Genomic DNA, 20,173 nt, shown 5'->3' with positions numbered 1-20,173 from the left:
CACATGCAAAACGAATCCAATGGTTCAGGCCGCAAGCGTGCGCCAGGCCTGGCGCACGATATTGTTGCCGAGCTGACTCAACGCATCCTGCTTGGGCAGATCGCGCCCGGTGAAAAACTGCCCTCGGAGTCGACGATTGTTCGTGAGCACGGCGTCAGTCGCACTGTGGTTCGCGAGGCCATCTCCAAGTTGCAGGCGTCGGGGCTGGTTGAAACCCGGCATGGCGTGGGAACGTTTGCCCTGGAGCGTGACCAGCATCAGGGTTTTCGCTTGAACAGCGACACCGCCATCAGTGTGCGGGGGATTCTCGAACTTCGCTTGGGGCTGGAGACGCAAGCCGCCGCCCTTGCCGCTAAGCGCCGAACGGAAGATCAGCTTGCCCGGATGCGCCAAGCGCTGGACGATTACCAGAACTCATTGGCCAATAACGACAGCAGCGTTGAGCCCGACGTGCGCTTTCATCGGCTGATTGCAGAGGCCACCGGGAATTCGTACTTCACCGACATCATCTATCAGCTGGGTAACTCGGTCATACCTCGCACGCGGATCAATGCGCAGGAACGTGGCAGCACCGATCTGATGAAGCTGGGCCAGTCCGCCAATCTGGAGCACGAAGCGATCTTCAATGCGATTCGCCGGCAGGACCCCGACGCGGCCAGAGCGGCCATGCTGCTGCATTTGAGCAATAGCCTGGAGCGTATGGCGGTTGAATGAGGCAATGTCAGAGCAACGACATCGCCCCTCAAACCAACAACTGCAGCGTTTCAAACAGCTGTCGATCTTCCTTCTTCGCCGAACGCGCATGACGCCGAATCACCTGTAACAGACAGTCGGTAAAACACAGCGCCGGATTGCTCAGCGAGCCATTGCGTCGGGTGACGATGCTCAGTTGTCTCGACTCGAACTGCTCGGTCAGGTTCAGGGAAACCAATCGGCCGAGGAAGGGCGGGGCAGTGCTCAGGATGGTCGGGCCCCAAGTGCACATGTCGGCCCGCTCGAGCATCATTTGCAGAATTGCCAGTGAATGGGCACGGACGATGCGTTTTTCATCTATTTGCGCACTGTACCGCCAGAACAGTTCCTGCATCAGCGCATCGTGACCGTCTGGCGCGTAGTTCAGCGTCCAGTCCTGGTCGAGCAATTCGTGGATCGACCGTGCGTTCTGTCGCGGATGACCTCGGCGAACCAGTACCGAGGTCTGGTAATCCAGCAGGGTCTCGCAGGCAAACTCCGGGGTCGCTTGTGCGGGGTGAAGCTGGCCGATGGCGAAATCCATGCTGCCGTCACGCAGCAGCGGTTGAGCCACCGCCATCAGGCTTTCGAACAATTCCAGTTGGATGTCCGGCATTCGTTCTCGAAAGGCCAATACGACTTCGGGCAAAAAGGTTAACGCGACCCATGGCGTGACCCCGACGCAGAGTCGCCCCTGGGCTTTACCGCGCATGTGATCGAGTTCGGTCTGCGCATGCTCCAGTTGCTTGAGGACCAGCCGGGCGTGTGTCAGCAGCACCTTGCCAAACTCGGTGAAATTCAGGCCACTGGGGGTTCTGACGAACAGCGGTAACCGTTGTTCGGTTTCCAGCTCGCGCAGGGCTTTGGTCACGGCGGCCTGGGACATGTCCAGCGAGCGCGCAGCCGCGCGGATGCTGCCGGTCTCGGCGCTGGCGATCAGGGCTTGTAATTGATGCAGTTTCATCTGCTCACCATGGCGACAACTATTGGTTGTCATCATAACCAAACTGAGCCTCCCCAGCCTATGGTCCATTCCCTAAGATCGAATCCAACAGCGCCTTGGGCCATTGAGTCTCGGGCAGCTGAATGATCTTATCGAGGAGCACACCCATGAATGCTGACCACGTCCTGCCGGGAATCGCTGCGCTGCAGGATGAAATGATCGCCCTGCGTCAGCGTATTCACGCGCACCCCGAGTTGGGGTTTGAAGAGTTCACCACCAGTGAGCTGGTGGCGCAGTGTTTGACGCAGTGGGGGTATGAAGTCAGCAAAGGGGTGGGCAAGACCGGCGTGGTCGGGACCTTGAAAAATGGCGAAGGCCGATCCCTCGGGCTGCGCGCCGACATGGATGCGCTGCCGATTCAGGAAGCCACGGGCTTGCCCTATGCCAGTCGGATCGACGGCGTGATGCATGCCTGCGGCCACGACGGTCATACGGCAACCCTGCTGGCGGCGGCTAAATACCTGGCGCAAACGCGAGACTTCAACGGCACGCTGAATCTGGTTTTTCAGCCGGCCGAAGAAGGGTTGGGCGGTGCGCAGAAGATGCTCGAGGACGGGCTGTTCGAACGTTTCCCGTGCGATGCGATATTTGCCATGCACAACATACCGGGCTATCCCGCCGGGCAGTTGGGGTTTTACAGCGGGCCGTTCATGGCCTCTGCCGATACGGTCACGATCAAAATCATCGGCACCGGTGGCCATGGCGCGGTGCCGCATAAGGCGGTCGACCCAGTGGTGGTCTGCTCGTCGATCGTGATCGCCCTGCAAAGCATTGTCTCGCGCAACGTCAACCCGCAAGAAACGGCGATCATCACCGTGGGTTCCATTCATGCCGGGAACGTTTCGAATGTGATTCCCGCGTCCGCCGAAATGATCCTGAGCGTGCGCGCGTTGACGCCTGAGGTTCGCCAATTGCTCGAGCGCAGAATTACCGAGCTGGTAAACGGACAGGCCGCGAGTTTCGGCGCGCGGGCCGAAATCGATTATTACCATTGCCATCCGGTGCTGATCAACGATCCCGAGCAAACCGCGTTCGCTCGTCAGGTTGCACGGGAGTGGTTGGGAGAAGGGCAACTGATTGAAGACCTGCGGCCCTTCACCGCCAGCGAGGACTTCGCGTTCATCCTGGAAAAATGCCCCGGCAGTTATCTGGTGATCGGCAATGGTCAGGGCGATGGCAGCTGTTTGCTGCACAATCCCGGTTACGACTTCAATGATGCCTGCCTGCCAGTGGGCGCAAGCTATTGGGTGAAGTTGGCCGAGGGGTTTCTGCGTTAAGGCGCACAGTTTTTGAACATCAATATTTTCGAGCATCACGGTTGTAAAAAAACGGTCGGTAACCCGACTCGGCGAACCCCTGGAGGAAAATAACAATGAATAAGATGATCGCGGCGGTTTCACTGGTTTTCTTGACGGCATCCGGCCTGGCCGGCGCGGCCGATTGGTCCGGCAAAGTGCTGAGACTGGGTGTCGACCCGACGTATCCACCGCTGGAATTCAAAAACCAGGATGGCACGCTGACCGGCTTTGGCGTCGACATCGCCGACGCGCTGTGTGCGGAGTTGCACGCTAAATGCGTCTGGGTTGAAAGCAGTTGGGACGGGATGATTCCGGGGCTGCTGGCGCGCAAGTTCGACGCGATCGCTTCGTCGATGACCGTCACCCCCAAGCGTCAGGAGCAGATTGCGTTTAGCGACAAGGTCTCCAACGCGCCGGCACGCCTGGTCATCAAGCGCGGAGCGGATGTGCAGCCGACCGTCGAGTCGCTCAAAGGCAAGCGTGTAGGCGTGGAGCAGGGCTCGACTCAGGAGGCTTTTGCGAAAGCCGTCTGGGGCAAACAGGGCGTGGAAATTCTCTCTTATCAAAATCAGGACCAGGTCTACGCCGACCTCGTGGTGGGCCGGCTCGATGCGGCTTTGCAAGGCTCGATTCAAGCCAGTTACGGGTTTCTGAATAAGCCGGTGGGCAAGGACTACGAGTTTGCCGGTGGTACGCTGGATAATCCGGAATTCTTCGGCGTCGGCGACGGTATTGGCGTGCGCAAGAATGATGTTGAACTGCGTGAAGACCTGAACAAGGCCCTGGCGACGATTCTTGCCAACGGCACGTACGCGAAGATCAACAACAAGTACTTCGACTTTGACGTCTACGGCGCGAAGTAAACCCCCCGCTCGACACACCCCCCGTAGCAGCTGGCGAAGCCTGCGTTCGAGGACGAAGTCCTCGCAAATCCCGTGCACACGGTTTGCCTGGAAGAACGCGTTGCCCGACTTTACGACTGCTACGCAGCCGAACGCAGCCTCGCGGGCTCGGCAGCTGCTACGGATTGAGTACTGGCTTAATGTTCATTGAAAAAGAGACAGGTTCATTCTGCGAAAAAGCGAAAGAACCTGTCCTTTTTTGCTCTGCGCCTTTTCAGGCGTCGACTACTTGCCCAGCGCCGCTGCCAATAGCGGAGCCGCCTGCTCATCCGTTAGCGCGGGGAGAATCTCCATGGCCAGGAGGTCACTCCATTCGAGCACCCATTTCTGTATCAGTGTGACATCACTGGCCTCTGCAACACCAAAACCGGTCATGCGTCCTACGGCATGCCAGCGTCCCAGCATGGTGACGCCTGCTGGTGGAGCCCCACCTGTCTTGAGAAAACGTTCGATCGCGCTATTACGGCGTTCCGGAGTGATTGACCAACTGACGATGTAGAGCATCTGCCACCTCCTGTCAGGGATTGGCACCGGTTTTTCTCTGCGCGCGCGAGGTTGGCGCCGCGACCATGGCCACGCATCGGTTTGCAGCTTGTCCCTTGGCTGGCTTGATCGAAAACTCCCATGAGAAGGCATAGCAGCCCCCCGAGCGTTGCGTATGACCGCTGATCCTCTTTCCCATCTCTAGAACAAATCCTGGGCACTTCAATATTTAGCAAGGCAGGTTTATGTTGAGTGATTGAGGTCATAAAAGAGGAGATCAGCCATGCAAGGTTTTCTGGTGATTTTCTTTACCCAGCAAAACCGTCGTCATCACGGAAAGATGCTCGGTGACTGGCTCATTGATCTGGCGAAAGAAATGGGCCTGCACGGGGCCACCCTGGCCACCGGCATCGAAGGCTTCGGGCATTCCGGGAAACTGCATTCCGCGCATTTTTTCGAGATGGCCGATCAGCCCGCCGAGATCCGTCTGGCGATTACCGAAGAGGAGTGCAATCGCCTGTTTGAGCGACTTGAGGCCGAAGACATCGCCTTGTTTTACATCAAGGCACCGGTTGAATTCGGAACTGTCGGCAAAAGGGCCGAGCCGTCCGGTCACCAGCCTTGATATCTCTGGCCCAAGCCGAATCAGCACGAACGTGGGTGAGGGCACCTACGTCTAAACTCAGGTGTACAGCCCGGTCCAGGGGCATTCCTCGAATGTGTCTTTGCCTGTTCGAATCAGCGACTGTGCCGGGTTTCCATTCATCCGTTTTTTATCAGGAAGCCTGTGATGCTGCATATAAGAACACCCTTGGTGCTACATCCGGGGCTCTCGACGCCGAGCAGGCGCATCTGGCTCAAGCTGGAAAACCTGCAACCCAGCGGTTCATTCAAATTGCGCGGCATGGGCCTGCTCTGTACCCGAGCGGCCGAGCAAGGCATGAAGAAAGTGGTCTGTCCTTCCGGCGGCAATGCCGGATATGCGACGGCAGTGGCCGCCGCAGCGTTGGGCCTGGAGGCGAGCATTATCGTGCCGCACACCACCCCTGAAAGCACTCGAGCGCGGATCGCCAAAACCGGGGCGCAAGTGATCGTGCACGGTCAGGTGTGGGACGAGGCCAACCAGTTGGCGCTGGAGCTCGCCAAAGAGCCTGATACCGAATATGTGCCCGCGTTCGACCATCCGACGCTTTGGGAAGGGCACAGCACGATGATCGATGAAATCCTCCAGGACTGCCCTCAGGTCGACACGATGGTGGCGTCGGTTGGCGGTGGTGGTTTGCTGGCCGGGATCCTGACCGGTCTGGAACGCCACGCTCGGCTGGATTGCCGGATCATCGCGTGTGAAACCGAGGGCGCAGCCTCATTCGCCGCAGCGGTCAAAGCCGGACATCCGGTCAGGCTCTCCGAAATCAACACCGTCGCCAGCTCACTCGGAGCGCTGCAAGTCGCGCAATGGCCGGTTGAGCACATCCAGCGCTTCCAGCACGCCTGTGTGGTGCTGACGGATGCCGACGCCATCATGGGCGTCGTTCGGTATGCCGATGACCTGCGCCAATTGGTGGAACCGGCGTGCGGTGTCTCGCTGGCCGTGGCGTATCTGGATCTCCCGGCGATTGCCGGTGCCCATGATGTGGTCATCGTTGTGTGTGGCGGGATCAGCATCAGTGCGCAGAAGGTTGCCAAGTGGGCGAAGTCTTGACGTGACGTCTGAGGGAAAGGCCCGGAACCGTACGGTCCCGAGCCTGTCGACACGAAGCTGCTTTTAACTGATGACCTGATAGCAGGGCACATACTCCGCGCCACCTGGCAGTTTCATGCGGTGTTGCGCGACAAATGCTTGCAGCAGTTTGTCCAGCGGTTGCATGACCGCTGCGTCGCCGTGGATCTTGTAAGGACCATGTTTCTCGATCAGGCGGATGCCCTTGTCCTTGACGTTACCGGCGACGATGCCAGAAAACGCGCGGCGCAGGTTCGCTGCCAGTTCGTGTGGTGGCAGGTCGTGGCGTAGTTGCAGGCTGGCCATGTTTTCGTGGGTTGGATCGAACGGACGCTGGAAGCCTTCGTCGATCTTCAGCAGCCAGTTGAAATGGAACGCATCGTTGCGTTCGCGGCGGAACTGCTTGACGGCCTTGAGCCCCGCAGTCATTTGCCGGGCCACCTCGGCCGGGTCGTCAATGATGATCTCGTAATGACTTTGCGCTTCTTCGCCCAGTGTGGCTCCGACGAACGCGTGCAGCTGCAGCAAGTACGGCTCCGCGCTCTTCGGTCCAGTCAGAATCACCGGGAAGGGCAGGTCGCGGTTGTCCGGGTGCATCAGGATTCCGAGCAGGTAGAGGAACTCTTCGGCGGTACCGGCGCCCCCCGGAAAAATGATGATGCCGTGGCCAACGCGCACGAAGGCTTCCAGGCGTTTCTCGATGTCCGGCAGGATGACCAGTTCATTGACGATCGGGTTCGGCGCTTCGGCCGCGATGATTCCCGGCTCCGTCAGCCCCAGGTAGCGGCCGTGGGTGATCCGTTGCTTGGCGTGGGAAATGGTGGCGCCCTTCATCGGGCCTTTCATCACCCCAGGCCCGCAGCCGGTGCAGACATCCAGGCTGCGCAGGCCCAGTTCGTGACCGACTTTCTTGGTGTACTGGTATTCCCCGGAGCTGATCGAGTGACCGCCCCAACACACCACGATCTTCGGCTCCACGCCGGGACGCAGAGTGCGGGCGTTGCGCAGCAGGTGGAAGACGTAGTCGCTGATGCCTTGCGAAGAGCTCAGGTCGATGCGCTGGCTGTCCAGCTCGTTCTCGGTATAAACGATGTCACGCAGGGCGCTGAACAACATCTCGCGGGTGCTGGCGATCATCTCGCCGTCGACGAAGGCGTCCGCGGGTGCATTGAGAAGCTCCAGGCGGACACCGCGATCTTGCTGATGAATGCGAATCTCGAAGTCCCGATAGGCTTCAAGGATGGTCTTGGCGTTGTCGACATGGGCGCCGGTATTGAGGATGGCCAGGGCGCACTGGCGGAAGAGTGAGTAGATGCTGCCCGATCCGGCGGCGCTCAGTTGCTGAACTTCGCGTTGGGACAGCGTCTCCAGGCTGCCCTTTGGGCTCACCGAAGCATTGATTACTTGTCTTGCGGTCATTCGATATTCCCTGAGAACGATGTTAGCGAGCCCGACAGGCTCAGTTACATCAGGATAGTCAGTGCTAGAGCGATCGTGCTGCGGTCATCTTCTCCGGCGACCGGGCGAGAATGCAAACTTCGCGGGCCGGTGCGAGCCAGATTGTTCGTTTCATGATGCACCGGACGGCCATCAAACAGGATTCCTGGCGGGCGGGCAATCGAAAGTCACCTACGCTTAGTCAGGTGACACGTGCTGTCACCTGCCTAGCAGATCGCGCGCCGAGGCCAGCATGAAAGGCACTGTTCGAGACTTTCCACAATTCGCCGTTAGCCAGCGTCTCACCGCGCTCATGGTGGCCGTTTGGTTATCAATTCCCGGTGTTTTCGCTGCTCAGCAGGAAAAGAATCCCCCCGGCGATATTCCTGACTCTCAGGTTTTTGTCAGCTACCAATCACCGCTTGGGCTTTCACTGAAGGTTCCAGAAGGCTGGGCGCGAACCGAGCGTGCAGACGGCGCGCGTTTCGCGGACAAATACAACGTGGTTGACGTGAGCGTTACTGCGGCAACAGTCGCGCCCAGCGAGGCGTCGGCCAGGTCTGTCGAATTGCCGGCACTGGTCAAGGCCGGAAACAACGTTGAACCGGGCAAAGTGGATAGCGTCACGCTGAAAGGCGGGCCGGCCATCCGCATTCGCTACAAAACTGACTCAGAACCTAACCCCGTGACCCACCGTCAGTTGCGTCAGGAACATGAACGCTATCTGCTCTTTCGCGATGGCCGGCAAGCCGCCCTCGATCTGTCGGCCCCGGTGGGCGCTGACAACGTCGATCAATGGCAGCTGATGGCCAATTCGCTTCGCTGGAACTGACATGCTGCCGCTCTCGGCCCGTGGGCTCTACCGCTTCTACCACAACGGTGATGTGGAGACAGCGGCGCTCAAGGGCGTGTCCCTGCAGATCGCTGCAGGCGAGTTTGTAGCGGTCACGGGACCTTCCGGCAGCGGCAAGTCTACGTTGCTGGCGTGCCTGGCCGGGCTGGACGACCCGGATGGCGGCATCGTCGAAGTGATGGGGCAGCGCATTTCCCGGCGCACCGAGCGCGAGCGCGCGGGTTTGCGTGCGCGGCATATCGGCATTCTGATGCAGTCAGGCAATCTCTTCGAACACCTTACCCTGGAGCGCAATCTGCGCTTGCAACTGAAGCTTGCAGGCTTGCGCGAGCGGACCGGGATCGATGCCATGCTGCAGGCCCTAGGGCTTGTTCAGCGTTTGCAGGCTCGCCCGTCGCAGCTTTCCGGCGGGGAGGTGGCGCGCGCAGGACTGGCGCTGGCGCTGTGCACTCGACCAGCGTTATTACTAGCGGACGAGCCGACCGCTGAAGTCGATGAGGCGACTGAGTCGGGCATCCTCGACTACCTGAAAGGACGTTGTCGTGAAGGGGGCTCGATGTTGATCGCGACCCACAGCCCGGCACTCGCGAGCAAGGCTGATCGCCTGCTGCGACTCGATGATGGACGGTTGCTTGAAAATGGATTGATCAATGACCTCGCCACTGGTTGAGGCCAACGGCCTGGGGCGTCGTTACCAGCAGGCAGGGGAGGCCGTGGTAGCGCTGAGTTCAGCGACGCTACGCATCTGGCCCGGCCAGCGGATCGCACTGGTCGGGCGTTCCGGCAGCGGTAAATCGACGCTGCTGCATCTGCTCGCCGGACTCGATAAGCCCAGCGACGGCAGCCTCACGTGGCCGACACTGGGGCTGGTCGAGTCGTTGCTTCCGGAAAAAATTGCTCTGGTATTTCAGGCACCGAGCCTGCTGGACTCACTCAGCGTGGCCGAGAACGTTGCCTTGCCGCTGTTGATGGCTGGCCGCAGTCAGGATTGCGACGCCCGCGTGACCTTTGCGTTGAACACCTTTGGCCTGTTGTCGCTGGCCGACAAATTGCCGCAGACGCTGTCCGGCGGACAGATGCAACGCGTTGCCATGGCTCGGGCTATCGTCGGCGAACCGCAGCTGATCCTCGCCGACGAACCCACCGGGCAACTTGACCAGGTCAGTGGTCATGCGCTGATTGACGCATTGCTCCGGCACCTGGCCGGGAGTGAGTGCGCCTTGCTGATTGCCACTCACGACCCGGTGATCGCCTGGAGGATGGAAACTCAGTGGCAGATGGAGCATGGCCGGCTGAGCGGCTGCGAGCGATCTGGAGGTTCGCGATGATCTGGCTCTGGCTCGGCGGCCTGCTTCGTGCGCGCAAGGCGCGCCTGGCTGGCAGCGTGGCCGGCGTCGGTCTCACGGTTGCGCTGCTGGCCTTGTTGGGGGCTTTTCTGACGCAGAGCGGTACCAGCATGACCGCCCGGGCGGTCAGGGAAATTCCCGTGGATTGGCAGCTTCAACTGGTACCAGGGGAGGCGGTTGCGGAGATCTCCAGCGCCGCCGCCAAAGCCGCTCGCATCGACCGTCAACAAACGGTCGGTTATGCCAGCGTGGAAGGCTTTCAGGCGCAAACGGGTGCAACGGTACAGACCACGGGGGCCGGTAAAGTGCTCGGGTTGGGCGAGGGTTATGGCCGGGACTTTCCGGGTCAAATCCGTCTACTGACAGGGACCGACGACGGTGTGCTTATCGCTCAGCAAACAGCCGCCAACCTGCACGTGGCACCAGGCGACAGGGTGACGATCCAACGGCCTGGGCTGACACCTGCTGAAGTGCAGATTAGCGGAGTGATCGATCTGCCCACCGCCGACTCGCTGTTCCAGGCCATCGGCGTACCGCCCGGCGCGGCACCTCAGGCGCCGCCGGACAATGTGCTATTGCTCGCGCTGCCGCTCTGGCATGCGTTGTTCGATCCGCAAGCGCATGTCCGGCCGGACTCCGTTCGGCTGCAACTGCATATCGCACTCGAACGTAGCCAACTGCCGGACTCCCCGGAAACGGCCTTCATCTTCAGTCAGCGTGCCGCGCACAATCTGGAAGCACGCATCGCCGGGCGTGGGGTTCTCGCCGACAATCTGGCCGCGCGGCTTGATGCGGTGCGCGGCGATGCGCTTTATGCGCGCGTGCTGTTTCTGTTTCTTGGCGTGCCGGGCTGTGTGCTGGCGATGTTTCTCACACTGGCGGTCGCCGCGTCTGGCAGTGAACGACGTCGGCGCGAACAGGCGCTGCTGCGCATTCGCGGTGCGGTGGTTGCCGATATTCTCTGGTTGGCTGCCGCCGAGGCAGTCATGGTGGGCATCGGCGGTTTGTTCGTCGGCGTGGCATTGGCCGTGGTGTGGGCACCGCTGCTGTTGACGGGCGGCTTATTGCAGTTGGCGAGTGTTGTCTGGCTGGGCATCGCCATGCTGATCGGCTTGCTGCTGGCGCAGCTGGCCATTGTGCTGCCTGCCTGGCACGACCTGCGGCAGGTGACCGTCCAGCAGGCACGCACGGAGGGTGTGCAAGGGCGTCCACGGATCTGGCAGCGTATCGGTCTGGATTTTATCTGTCTGGGGCTGGCGGGAGTGACCCTCTGGCGCACCTCAAGCAGCGGCTATCAATTAGTGTTGGCGCCGGAAGGTGTGCCGACCGCCCAGATCGATTACCAGGCCTTCCTTGCGCCGCTGCTGTTCTGGCTGGGCATGGGGTTGCTGATCCTGCGGCTCTGCGAACTTGCGCTCAAGCATGGCCGCCGACGCTTGGCGTACCTGTTGCAGCCGCTGGCCGGGGCCCTGGCGGATCTGGTGGCGGCGTCCATCAGCCAGCAGCGCCGACGTGTGACGCAGGGCATTGCTCTGGTCGCGCTGGGCTTTGCCTTCGCCACGTCGACGGCAATCTTCAATACGACGTACAACGCTCAATCGCGGGTCGATGCCGAATTGACAAACGGCTCCGACGTGACCGTCACCGGAACGATGCAGGCACCGGCCTCCAGTCGTCTGCCCGAATTGGCTCGGCTGTCAGGTGTGAAGGCTGCTCAGCCGTTACAGCATCGCTATGCATACGTGGGCAACGATCTGCAGGATCTGTATGGCATCGATCCCTTGCATATCGGCGAGGCAACACGGCTGGTCGATGCCTACTTTCAAGGCGCAAGCGCCGCGGCGCTGCTCGGCCTGTTGGCGACGACGCCGGACGGTGTGCTGGTCTCGGAGGAAACGGCACAGGATTTTCAGCTGCAGCTCGGCGACGAACTGAACCTGCGACTGCAGAGCAGCGTCGACCAGCAGTACCACAGCGTAGCCTTCCATTTTATCGGCCTGGTGCGGGAGTTTCCGACCGCTCCCCATGACTCCTTCCTGGTCGCAAATGCCACGTATGTCAGCCAGCAGACAGGGGCGCAAGGGGCTGAGATCGTCCTGCTGCGCAGCGATGCGGCGGATCTTGAGGGGCTGGCCAACGCTGCCCGAAAGGTGGTCGCCGACCTGCCGGGCAACAAGGTCAGTGACCTAGGCGAAGCGCGCCGATTGATTGCCTCCGGCCTGACGGCGGTCGACCTTCGCGGGCTCGCGCTGCTGGAATTGAGTTTCGCCGTGCTGATGGTGACCGGCGCCAGCGGGTTAATGCTGGCCCTCGGTCTGGCTGAACGGCGCCGAACGTTCGCCATTCTCTCGGCATTGGGCGCCAAGCCTCGCCAGCTCGGCGCCTTCATCTGGAGTGAGGCGCTGCTGCAGTTTGTTGCCGGCGCCAGCCTGGGGGCGCTGACGGGGTTCGGTCTGGCCTGGATGCTTGTCAAATTGCTGACCGGCGTTTTTGACCCGCCACCCGAGAGTCTCGAGATCCCGTGGCGCTATCTGATCGCCCTGATTTTTCTCGCGCTGCTGTCTATCGTCCTCGCGGTCTTGGGGGCTTTGCGCGATACGCGAGTGCCGGCGGTACAGCGAATGCGCGAACTGTAGGATTCTCAAAGTCGACGTATATTCCTTGCAGGAATGTGGTTTATAAAATTAATGAATTTTTATTATGGGAATGTGTGATGTAGCTTGATTTGAGGCCACATGGAGAATCGCCTTGAACTCATCCCCGCTCAATTCTGCTGCAAAATTTGATACGTCGCGTGCGACTGAATACGCCCAACAAAGCCGCATTGCATTGGCTGGATATGACGCCTGCCATGACTTGTCTGCGTGCATGCTGGCGGCAAGCCTCGCAGGTATCCGTTCAGTGAAAGTACTGGTGGTCGGCGCGGGCGGCACCGCCCAGGAAATTCTCGCAATGGCAGCGCTGGAGGCCAACTGGCGCTTTACCGCCGTCGATCCGTCAGAGCCCATGTTGGCGGCAGCGACGCAGCAGTTGATGGCGAGCCATTTGCTGGAACGAACGGATATCCATCTTGGGACAATCGACGACCTGCCTTCGGGCGAGTTATACGATGCCGCCACGGTGATCGGCGTGCTTCATCACCTCGAAGGGGATGATGCCAAGCGCCATCTGCTGCGATCGGTTCTGGACCGTCTCAAGCCCGGCGCACCGATGATTCTGGCGGGGAATCATTATGCTTACGCCAGCCAGCCCTTGCTGCTCGATGCGTGGGCGCAGCGATGGCGGCAGCAGGGTGCCCGTCCGGATGAAGTCAAAGCCAAGCTGGATAAAATTCTTCAAGGCGCAGACCCACCTCATTCAGAGGCCGCTGTTCAACAGCTGTTGCACGACACGGGATTTGGAGACGCCACTCGCTTTTTCTCCAGCCTTTTCTGGGGCGCGTGGCTGGTCCGGAAAATTTAACTAAAGGTGGAGCTGAATGTTCGTCTATGGCCGGATGCATTCGATCAACTGGACCGGTCCCTCGTTTAATAAAAAAGCCCGGCGCTGGGCCGGGCTCTATTAGCGTTTGAACGTTGTTTAGCTCAGAAGCCCGGTACTGACCGCGACAATCAGGAAAATACCCAGTGCCGCCCGGTAAATAACGAAGGGCCAGGTGGAAAACTTTTCCAGGAACTTCATCAGGCCCCAGATGGCACAAAATGCCGACACGCTGGCGATCACCAGCCCGAAAATCAGGTGCGACCACGCTTCGGCCGGGATCTGTGCATGAAACAGTACCCACAGCTCTTTCAGGCCGGCCAACGCGATAGCGGGAAGCCCAAGCAGGAAGGAGAAGCGTGCGGCTTCTTCGCGTTTGAAGTTAAGAAAAAGCGCTGCGGTGAGTGTGGAGCCGGAGCGGGAAACACCCGGTATCAGCGCGCCAACCTGCGCAATGCCGACGATCAATGCATCCCGCAGGCGCATCTCTCCCACGACACGCTGATGGCGGCAGCTGAGTTCGGCCGCAGCCAGCAGAACGGCCATCACCACGCATGAGATACCAATCACCATCAGACCTCGCAAGGGTGAATTGCAGGTATTGAGTAGCGAGGACAAGGCCAGGCCCGCGATGCCAATCGGGATGGTTGCCAGCACAATGGCAACGGCCAGCTTGAACGACTGGTTGCTGTAATCACGTTGTCGTACGGCACCGATGCTTCCAGTGACGACTTCCCGTACGTCACGCCAGAAATAGCTGACGACCGCGGCCAGTGCGGCCAATTGCATGGCAGCGGAAAACGCCGAGCCAGGATCGGGCCAGCCGAGAAGGGCAGGTACGACTCGCATGTGCGCAGTGGATGAAATGGGTAATAGCTCGGTGATGCCTTGAATGATGCCCAGGATGCCAATTTGCATGTAATCCAGAGAAGCAAAGCCAATATCAAGGCCGCTGGTACAGACGTTTGTCAAAATACTTTCCTTAAGAAGTAAGGCTTCTCCACTACCCCGAAACCACGCTCGGAAAAGCTCGGCAGTGGACAAAAGATCCTGGACTGAACCGCTCTATCAGACGGTCGTTCATGGTGACTGCGAGCTGAATGATGGCCTTATTTGTAACGGTTTGCTACCGGCTGTTGACATCATTTTTCTAACAAAGAGCACCCACGAAGCCCTTGTGCATTGGTCTGGACGGGCTTTTATGTTCAGTTCATGGACGACATTCGACGTTCCTCAGTCCCAGCTAAGTTTGCCTGCGTAGTCTCTCCTTACGCCAATTGCAGCACCGTTAAGGAGAAGCACCCACATGAAGCCGCTTACAAAAGCCGACTGGCTCAACAAAGTCCCCGAAGTGACGCTGTCATTCTGGGTCATCAAAATCATGTCCACCACCGTGGGTGAAACCGGCGCCGACTTTCTCGCTGTCGATGCAGGTCTGGGGCAGAGTGTCACCAGTATCGGCATGGCCGTACTGCTGGCGATCGCACTGTTCGGCCAACTTCGCACACGCGCCTATACCCCCTGGATTTACTGGCTAACGGTGGTGCTGGTAAGTGTCGTCGGGACGCAGATTACCGATGTGCTCACCGACAAGCTGGGCATCAGCCTGTATGCCAGCACGGCGGTATTTTCCGTATTGCTGGCGATCAATTTCATGGTCTGGTACAGGTCGGAGCGCAGCCTGTCCATCAATGAAATCGTCACGCCGCGCCGGGAGTTGTTCTATTGGACGACGGTGCTTTGCACCTTTGCGCTGGGCACGGCAGCCGGCGATCTGGCCACCGAGGCACTGGGCCTTGGCTTCACACTGGGCGCGGTAATTTTCGGCACACTGATCGCCGTGACGCTCGCCGCCTGGCGCCTGGGTGGCAATGCGGTCCTGACCTTCTGGATCGCCTACATCCTGACCCGTCCGTTCGGTGCCTCCCTGGGCGACTTGCTGACTCAAGCCAAGACCTATGGTGGCCTCGGCATGGGCGCCATGTGGACCAGCGCGATTTTCCTCAGCGTCATCCTGATTTTGGTAGCCGCCGCGCAGATGAACGTCGGCAATCGCAACCTCGTCACTGAATAACTCGTTCAAAAGCCTATCAAGGAAAAATTATGTTTTGCATTCAAACCGCTATTCGTAAAGCCGCCATCCTTTCCACCATCGTCGTGTTGGGTCTGGCCGCCGGGTGTTCGAAGCCTGCTGACGCTCCTAAAGTGAGCGCTACTTCGGGCGCGGCCAGCGTTCAGACTGCTACGATCCAGAGCTCGGCCTCGAAACTGGGCGACCTGTCGGCGTTCCAGAGCATTGCAACCAGCGTTGCCGGCCTCGTCGACAAGAGCGACTTGCCAGGCGCGAAAGCCCGGATCAAGGACCTGGAATTGTCCTGGGACTCCGCCGAAGCCGGCCTCAAGCCTCGTGCTGCCAGCGACTGGCATGCACTGGACAAGTCCATCGACAACGCACTTGAGGCCTTGCGCGCCAGCAGCCCGAAACAGAGCGACTGCAAGGCGGCAATGGATGTATTGCTGAAAACCTTCAACTCGCTGCAAGGGAAATAATGACGGCAAGCCGCGAAGCGGACGGCTTTCAATACCAATAAATAGCTTCGCGCACGCTTGAACAGGTGATTCAATGCAGGCTCGATACTCATTGCGCAGGTGTATACCCGCGTGAGTGTCGAGCCTCACTTATTCACCGGAGAGGGACATGCGGATATTACTGGTCGAAGACGACCCCATGATTGGGGACGCGATCCAGGGCGCATTGAAGGATGCCAGTTACGCCGCCGACTGGGTCACGGATGGTCTGACCGCCCTTACTACGCTGGACACTCAACATTATGACCTGGTGCTGCTTGACCTCGGCCTGCCCGGCAAGGACGGACTGTCGGTACTGAGCAGCATTCGTGCCCGCAACAACGGCGTTCCGCTGCTGATCATCACGGCCCGTGACAGCCTCGATGATCGCTTGCGCGGTCTCGATGGCGGCGCTGACGACTACCTGCTCAAACCCTTTGAAATGGCAGAGTTGCTGGCCCGTATGCGTGCCGTTCTGCGCCGCAAAGGTGGCAGCGCGCTGCCCGTGTTCAGCAACGGCGTGGTGTCGCTGGACCCGATCTCGAAACAAGCCAGCACCGAAGAAAATCCTGACATCCAGCTCTCCAGCCGCGAGTTCTCGCTGCTGCAGGCGCTGTTGATCAGGCCGGGCGCGATTCTTTCGCGCAGCGAGCTCGAAGACCGTATCTATGGCTGGGGCAATGAAGTGGAGAGTAATGCGGTGGAGTTCCTGATCCATGCGCTGCGTCGCAAGCTGGGTAGCCACGTCATCAAGAATGTCAGGGGTATGGGATGGATGGTTTCAAAAAGCGACTGAGTGAGTCGATCCAGGTCAGGCTGTCTGTTTCGCTGTCGCTGGCCATCCTGATCGTCGCTATCGTGGCCGGTATTTTCGCCTTCGTCTCGGCATTTGATGAAGCCCTGGAAATGCAGGACAACACCCTGCATCAGGTGGCCGTGCTGTTCGAGCGTCAGAAGATGACCCTGGCCTATCCGCAGCATGGCGAGGGTATCGAGGGCGACGATGAAGAATCCAGGGTCATCGTTCAGTACCTGAACGATGGCAACAAGGCGTCGGGCACCGTTGACGCCGGCGCACCGTTGCCACTGCCGACCACGCTGGCCGACGGCTTGTCGACGTTTGAGGTCGGTGGCGAACCGTTTCGTGTGCTGGTCAAGACCCTGGCCAGTGGCGAACGCATAGCCGTTGCGCAGGAAACCGGCGCGCGCGACAAGGACGCCCGCGAGAGCGCCTGGCGCGGCCTGCTGCCGTTTCTCATCCTGTTTCCCGTGCTCTTGCTGGTGGTTGCCGATCTGGTACACAAGCTATTTCGACCCATTGCGGTACTGGCTTCTGAAATCGATCAGCGCGGCGAGCAGGAACTTCACCCCATCGACGAAAACCATCTGCCCGCGGAAATCCGCCCCTTCGTGCTCGCCATCAATCGACTACTCAACCGTGTGGATCAGTCGATGGAAACCCAGCGCCGCTTCGTCGCCGACGCCGCCCACGAACTCCGGTCGCCGCTGACGGCCCTGTCCCTGCAAGCTGAACGCCTGGCTGCCGCAGACATGTCGACATTGGCCCGGGAGCGTCTGTTTCCGTTGCGGCGGGGAATTGAGCGCGGCAAGAATCTGATTGATCAACTGTTGGCGCTGGCCACCGCACAATCGACCTCGATGCTGCCCGCATCGCCGGTCTCCGTGCATGGCGTCTATCGTCGCGTGCTGGAAGACCTGCTGCCCCTGGCCGAGATCAAGCAGATCGACATCGGCGTCGAGGACGAACAGGATGTGCAGGTGCTGATCAATGAGATCGATCTGCTTGCGGTGGTCAAGAACCTGGTCGATAACGCCATTCGCTATACACCTGTGGGCGGGCGGGTGGATCTTTCGGTGGGCATGGAGGAGGGCGGGGCGCTGTTGCAGGTCAAGGACTCCGGCCCCGGGATTGCCGCTGAGGAACGGGAGCGTGTGTTCGATCCGTTTTATCGCAGCCTGGGGAGCCATGAGGTGGGGTCCGGGCTGGGGCTGTCCATCGTCAAGGCGATAGCGGATCGCAACGGGGCACGGATCCGCCTGGGATTTTGCGATGAGGTGGAAAGAAGCGGGTTGTGTGTCTCGGTGTGGTTACCGTCAGCGATTTCCCGCAGCACTCCACCGTAGGTGCGGATTGATCCGCGGAAAGAACACATAGCTGGCTCATACATACCCCTTGGCCAGCCATGGATACTCATAAAAGGATCACCCATGCTTTTAAGCAAACGCGATCAGGCGCGAATCGAGCGTCGCCTGGTGGTTACCCTGACCGAGGCTTGCGAGACGGCCAAAGCGGAAATAGTGGGGTTCTCCTGGCTGACCCACGAGGTGGATTACACGGCGTTCCCCGCCAGCCTGATGGTGACCTGGGTCTTTGATACGCTGGCCAACAAGAACCAGGCCCTGGCCAGTGGGCAAGCTGAACGCATGGTCGAACTGACTGCCGTGGCGTTAAGTGAAGCGGATATTCTCGTCAGTCCGGTCTCGGCCCATGTGCAATTTGATACTGAAGAGCAATGTCAGCGCGCCAATGCCGGAAACTGGCAGCAACGCTTGGCACGCACGCACGCACGCGCTCGACTCGGGGTTGAACCATGGCCAAGGATATCGAAAACCCGTGTATCGCCGTCAACCGCTCGTGCGGGCATCTAACGTGCCTGAGTGGGGCAAGCGCTAGTTCGTATTTTTCCTCATTGTGGCGCTGATCAGATCATAAGCAAGATCCTGATTGACGCCGTCGGGGTTTTCCAGATCCTCACGTTTATACCATTCTTGATCTGCCTCGGGATGCGGGCCTACAAGGCCGACAGTGCCTTCCCCGAAGTTATATATTGCTGCGGCGATATCGTTGTTGGGGTATCTGGCAAGAACGAGTGGGGTGGATCCTTGCGGATCAGCAGGAAGAGCCGGGCCATCCTGGAAATACATCCATCGTTTCTTACCACGCCAAATGACGGGTGTAACCGTATCAGCTGAGTTGTGGACGAGCGAATCAGGTCGATTCACTTCGGAATCAACCTTTGCATTGACCAACCCGAAACCCACGTTCCCGGCCAGATAGGCCCCCATGCAAACCCCCAGGTAATGCCCGCCATTGCGGACATAATTCTGCACGGCAGCCAGCGATGCATTACCAATGCTGTAGCTGGCAGAAACGTCATCATCGCCACCGCCCGGTTGGGCATACAACGCCGCCTTAGCCAAGTTGGCTTCAGTGATTTTCAGTTTCTCGTTCGGGCCGACATACTGAATTCGGAAATGGTACTTCGAGGTTTTCAGCACCTCGACCACCGCCTCAGAGCAGCCCTCACACCCCGCCGGACCGCGATAGACCAAGGCGAGGGGGCTGAGTCGTCTTGCTGAATGTCCACAGTCGATTGCGCCTGGATGCCGATTGACAGGCCCATCAACATGGCAAGGGTCGTGACGGTGAGGAGGAGACGTTGACGCTTCATTGATGTGTCCAGTCTTTGTGGCGTATCGCCAGTCGGGTGCCGCTTTTCTTTCGGGGCGGCGCTATCCTGCTCCGCAGCCATAGGTTTGCGCAGCAGGAATATGATATTTGATTAGCCGGTTAACGATGGGTTAAGGCCGATCACACTGGAGACGCTCGAGTATAGGGAGGGGGGGCAGAAGGCGGTTGCAGGACTGAGTGCAACACCTTAACTGTGATCCGCAGCATCTGGCCGGGGGTGGTGCATCAAAGGAGTTTGTATTACCCGAATCTTGACCGTTAGGCATCGTCCTGGGCTCTAGTTAAGGCGCGTGTCCCTGCCTGTTACGTCTGACCGAAATCGACCCGGAGTGTGTAAAAACTCTGAGGGATTGCCGCGGATTCGCTACACCGCACTGCACTGCACTGCACCGCACTGCACTGCACTGCACTGCACTGCACCGCACTGCACTGCACCGCACTGCACCGCATCGACCGCCAGTTCGGGCTGAACCAGAACGTGGCGCAACTGGCGCTGGAGTGCTGTGATTTCTCTCGGCTGTTGCTTTAGGCAGGCGTAACGCTTTTTCGAGCTGAGCCTTCGCCGTCATGGCTTCAATCAGTGAGTTGTTGCTCAGACCTACACAACGCTCTGCTTTGGGCGACAGTGGCGGGCCCTCATCGAGGCAAGCAGTGATAGACGGTATCGGTGTGTTGAACTGATCCGTATTTTTCTTTGCTGTCTGCTTCTGTAACGAATCCAGCCCCCGCCTCACAATGACGGTGCGACCATAGACTGATGATTCTGGAGGGCTGATGTTGAAGATGGCAATTTTTCTGGGTGGATTTCTGGCGTTAACCATCGTGATTGGTGCCCTTGCCACAATCTCTCCGATTTAA

Annotated in this window: 20 protein-coding genes and 1 pseudogene; 16 read left to right on the top strand and 5 right to left on the bottom strand. The window is 59.4% G+C overall.

The genetic code is table 11. The annotated features are described in order from the left end of the window. The first annotated feature begins 3 nt into the window (after positions 1-3). Positions 4-714 (top strand): FadR/GntR family transcriptional regulator, encoded by a 711-nt coding sequence (locus ACIPIN_RS22120; RefSeq protein WP_401122093.1) that lies wholly within the window; start codon positions 4-6, stop codon positions 712-714. 28 nt (positions 715-742) lie between these two features. On the opposite strand, the gene ACIPIN_RS22115 is transcribed toward ACIPIN_RS22120, so the two are convergent. Then, a complete protein-coding gene (locus tag ACIPIN_RS22115; RefSeq protein ID WP_401122091.1) occupies positions 743-1,732 on the bottom strand; it encodes a LysR substrate-binding domain-containing protein in 990 nt (329 codons plus the stop codon). Positions 1,733-1,842: 110 nt separating this feature from the next. Between ACIPIN_RS22115 and ACIPIN_RS22110 the strand changes: the two genes are divergently transcribed. Next, positions 1,843-3,012, top strand: a complete 1,170-nt coding sequence (locus ACIPIN_RS22110) for a M20 aminoacylase family protein (RefSeq protein WP_401122088.1) — start codon at positions 1,843-1,845, stop codon at positions 3,010-3,012. A gap of 95 nt (positions 3,013-3,107) precedes the next feature. Further along, entirely contained in the window at positions 3,108-3,896 is a 789-nt protein-coding gene (locus tag ACIPIN_RS22105; RefSeq protein ID WP_401122086.1) for an ABC transporter substrate-binding protein, read from the top strand. Positions 3,897-4,160: 264 nt separating this feature from the next. Here ACIPIN_RS22105 and ACIPIN_RS22100 read toward each other — a convergent pair whose 3' ends face one another. Continuing rightward, a complete protein-coding gene (locus tag ACIPIN_RS22100; protein ID WP_123425555.1) occupies positions 4,161-4,439 on the bottom strand; it encodes a DUF3303 domain-containing protein in 279 nt (92 codons plus the stop codon). A gap of 262 nt (positions 4,440-4,701) precedes the next feature. Between ACIPIN_RS22100 and ACIPIN_RS22095 the strand changes: the two genes are divergently transcribed. Both ACIPIN_RS22095 and ACIPIN_RS22090 read left to right on the top strand, forming a co-directional pair. Continuing rightward, on the top strand, positions 4,702-5,043 hold the full coding sequence (locus ACIPIN_RS22095) for a DUF190 domain-containing protein (RefSeq protein ID WP_401122083.1): 342 nt from the start codon (positions 4,702-4,704) through the stop codon (positions 5,041-5,043). Positions 5,044-5,208: 165 nt separating this feature from the next. Further along, positions 5,209-6,120 (top strand): pyridoxal-phosphate dependent enzyme, encoded by a 912-nt coding sequence (locus ACIPIN_RS22090; protein ID WP_401122081.1) that lies wholly within the window; start codon positions 5,209-5,211, stop codon positions 6,118-6,120. A gap of 63 nt (positions 6,121-6,183) precedes the next feature. Here the strand turns inward: ACIPIN_RS22090 and ppnN are convergent, their stop codons facing one another. After that, positions 6,184-7,557, bottom strand: a complete 1,374-nt coding sequence (gene ppnN / locus ACIPIN_RS22085; protein WP_401122078.1) for a nucleotide 5'-monophosphate nucleosidase PpnN — start codon at positions 7,555-7,557, stop codon at positions 6,184-6,186. A gap of 271 nt (positions 7,558-7,828) precedes the next feature. Here ppnN and ACIPIN_RS22080 point away from each other — a divergent pair, with 271 nt between their 5' ends. From ACIPIN_RS22080 to ACIPIN_RS22060, 5 genes are all read left to right on the top strand, one after another. After that, positions 7,829-8,407 (top strand): hypothetical protein, encoded by a 579-nt coding sequence (locus ACIPIN_RS22080; protein WP_401122075.1) that lies wholly within the window; start codon positions 7,829-7,831, stop codon positions 8,405-8,407. A gap of 1 nt (position 8,408) precedes the next feature. Continuing rightward, positions 8,409-9,098: an ABC transporter ATP-binding protein gene (locus ACIPIN_RS22075; protein WP_401122073.1), complete on the top strand. Its 690-nt coding sequence runs from the start codon at positions 8,409-8,411 to the stop codon at positions 9,096-9,098. Next, positions 9,079-9,756: an ABC transporter ATP-binding protein gene (locus ACIPIN_RS22070; protein ID WP_401122071.1), complete on the top strand. Its 678-nt coding sequence runs from the start codon at positions 9,079-9,081 to the stop codon at positions 9,754-9,756. Before ACIPIN_RS22075 ends, ACIPIN_RS22070 begins: the two co-directional genes overlap by 20 nt. Continuing rightward, on the top strand, positions 9,753-12,410 hold the full coding sequence (locus tag ACIPIN_RS22065) for an FtsX-like permease family protein (protein WP_401122069.1): 2,658 nt from the start codon (positions 9,753-9,755) through the stop codon (positions 12,408-12,410). The genes ACIPIN_RS22070 and ACIPIN_RS22065 overlap by 4 nt, the downstream gene beginning before the upstream one ends. Positions 12,411-12,522: 112 nt before the next feature. Next, entirely contained in the window at positions 12,523-13,236 is a 714-nt protein-coding gene (locus ACIPIN_RS22060; RefSeq protein ID WP_401122067.1) for a class I SAM-dependent methyltransferase, read from the top strand. A 117-nt stretch (positions 13,237-13,353) separates the two neighbouring features. Here the strand turns inward: ACIPIN_RS22060 and ACIPIN_RS22055 are convergent, their stop codons facing one another. Then, positions 13,354-14,226, bottom strand: coding sequence for an undecaprenyl-diphosphate phosphatase (locus tag ACIPIN_RS22055; RefSeq protein WP_401122114.1), 873 nt, complete (start codon positions 14,224-14,226; stop codon positions 13,354-13,356). 334 nt (positions 14,227-14,560) lie between these two features. On the opposite strand from ACIPIN_RS22055, the gene ACIPIN_RS22050 reads away from it, so the two are divergent. The 5 genes from ACIPIN_RS22050 to ACIPIN_RS22030 all read left to right on the top strand — a co-directional run bounded on the left by ACIPIN_RS22050 (position 14,561) and on the right by ACIPIN_RS22030 (position 18,492). Beyond that, positions 14,561-15,328 carry a hypothetical protein gene (locus ACIPIN_RS22050; RefSeq protein ID WP_401122065.1) on the top strand — a complete coding sequence of 256 codons (768 nt, stop codon included), beginning with the start codon at positions 14,561-14,563 and terminating at the stop codon, positions 15,326-15,328. Between the two features lie 29 nt (positions 15,329-15,357). Next, positions 15,358-15,804 (top strand): hypothetical protein, encoded by a 447-nt coding sequence (locus ACIPIN_RS22045; protein WP_401122063.1) that lies wholly within the window; start codon positions 15,358-15,360, stop codon positions 15,802-15,804. A 148-nt stretch (positions 15,805-15,952) separates the two neighbouring features. Then, positions 15,953-16,618 (top strand): response regulator transcription factor, encoded by a 666-nt coding sequence (locus tag ACIPIN_RS22040; RefSeq protein WP_401122060.1) that lies wholly within the window; start codon positions 15,953-15,955, stop codon positions 16,616-16,618. Then, complete coding sequence (locus ACIPIN_RS22035) at positions 16,594-17,967, top strand: ATP-binding protein (protein WP_401122058.1); 1,374 nt, start codon at positions 16,594-16,596, stop codon at positions 17,965-17,967. Before ACIPIN_RS22040 ends, ACIPIN_RS22035 begins: the two co-directional genes overlap by 25 nt. Positions 17,968-18,051: 84 nt before the next feature. Next, positions 18,052-18,492 (top strand): hypothetical protein, encoded by a 441-nt coding sequence (locus ACIPIN_RS22030; protein ID WP_401122055.1) that lies wholly within the window; start codon positions 18,052-18,054, stop codon positions 18,490-18,492. Between the two features lie 21 nt (positions 18,493-18,513). On the opposite strand, the gene ACIPIN_RS22025 is transcribed toward ACIPIN_RS22030, so the two are convergent. Then, positions 18,514-19,176 (bottom strand): BPL-N domain-containing protein, encoded by a 663-nt coding sequence (locus ACIPIN_RS22025; protein ID WP_401122053.1) that lies wholly within the window; start codon positions 19,174-19,176, stop codon positions 18,514-18,516. A gap of 575 nt (positions 19,177-19,751) precedes the next feature. On the opposite strand from ACIPIN_RS22025, the pseudogene ACIPIN_RS22020 reads away from it, so the two are divergent. Further along, positions 19,752-19,844, top strand: a pseudogene (locus ACIPIN_RS22020) (LysR family transcriptional regulator); the annotation flags it as partial. Positions 19,845-20,173 lie beyond the last annotated feature (329 nt).

Source organism: Pseudomonas sp. NPDC087697 (assembly GCF_044743155.1).
GTDB lineage: Bacteria > Pseudomonadota > Gammaproteobacteria > Pseudomonadales > Pseudomonadaceae > Aquipseudomonas.
Note: the sequence above shows the minus strand (reverse complement) of the source record. Positions and strands in the feature narration are given on the sequence as shown.

Excerpts from the sequence above, each read along its gene's own strand:
- ACIPIN_RS22115 (WP_401122091.1), bottom strand. The coding sequence starts at position 1,732 with ATGATGACAACCAATAGTTGTCGCCATGGTGAGCAGATGAAACTGCAT.
- ACIPIN_RS22095 (WP_401122083.1), top strand. The coding sequence starts at position 4,702 with ATGCAAGGTTTTCTGGTGATTTTCTTTACCCAGCAAAACCGTCGTCAT.
- ACIPIN_RS22040 (WP_401122060.1), top strand. The coding sequence starts at position 15,953 with ATGCGGATATTACTGGTCGAAGACGACCCCATGATTGGGGACGCGATC.
- ACIPIN_RS22100 (WP_123425555.1), bottom strand. The coding sequence starts at position 4,439 with ATGCTCTACATCGTCAGTTGGTCAATCACTCCGGAACGCCGTAATAGC.
- ppnN (WP_401122078.1), bottom strand. The coding sequence starts at position 7,557 with ATGACCGCAAGACAAGTAATCAATGCTTCGGTGAGCCCAAAGGGCAGC.
- ACIPIN_RS22070 (WP_401122071.1), top strand. The coding sequence starts at position 9,079 with ATGACCTCGCCACTGGTTGAGGCCAACGGCCTGGGGCGTCGTTACCAG.
- ACIPIN_RS22065 (WP_401122069.1), top strand. The coding sequence starts at position 9,753 with ATGATCTGGCTCTGGCTCGGCGGCCTGCTTCGTGCGCGCAAGGCGCGC.
- ACIPIN_RS22110 (WP_401122088.1), top strand. The coding sequence starts at position 1,843 with ATGAATGCTGACCACGTCCTGCCGGGAATCGCTGCGCTGCAGGATGAA.
- ACIPIN_RS22050 (WP_401122065.1), top strand. The coding sequence starts at position 14,561 with ATGAAGCCGCTTACAAAAGCCGACTGGCTCAACAAAGTCCCCGAAGTG.
- ACIPIN_RS22030 (WP_401122055.1), top strand. The coding sequence starts at position 18,052 with ATGCTTTTAAGCAAACGCGATCAGGCGCGAATCGAGCGTCGCCTGGTG.
- ACIPIN_RS22090 (WP_401122081.1), top strand. The coding sequence starts at position 5,209 with ATGCTGCATATAAGAACACCCTTGGTGCTACATCCGGGGCTCTCGACG.
- ACIPIN_RS22045 (WP_401122063.1), top strand. The coding sequence starts at position 15,358 with ATGTTTTGCATTCAAACCGCTATTCGTAAAGCCGCCATCCTTTCCACC.
- ACIPIN_RS22120 (WP_401122093.1), top strand. The coding sequence starts at position 4 with ATGCAAAACGAATCCAATGGTTCAGGCCGCAAGCGTGCGCCAGGCCTG.
- ACIPIN_RS22105 (WP_401122086.1), top strand. The coding sequence starts at position 3,108 with ATGAATAAGATGATCGCGGCGGTTTCACTGGTTTTCTTGACGGCATCC.
- ACIPIN_RS22080 (WP_401122075.1), top strand. The coding sequence starts at position 7,829 with ATGAAAGGCACTGTTCGAGACTTTCCACAATTCGCCGTTAGCCAGCGT.
- ACIPIN_RS22075 (WP_401122073.1), top strand. The coding sequence starts at position 8,409 with ATGCTGCCGCTCTCGGCCCGTGGGCTCTACCGCTTCTACCACAACGGT.
- ACIPIN_RS22035 (WP_401122058.1), top strand. The coding sequence starts at position 16,594 with ATGGATGGTTTCAAAAAGCGACTGAGTGAGTCGATCCAGGTCAGGCTG.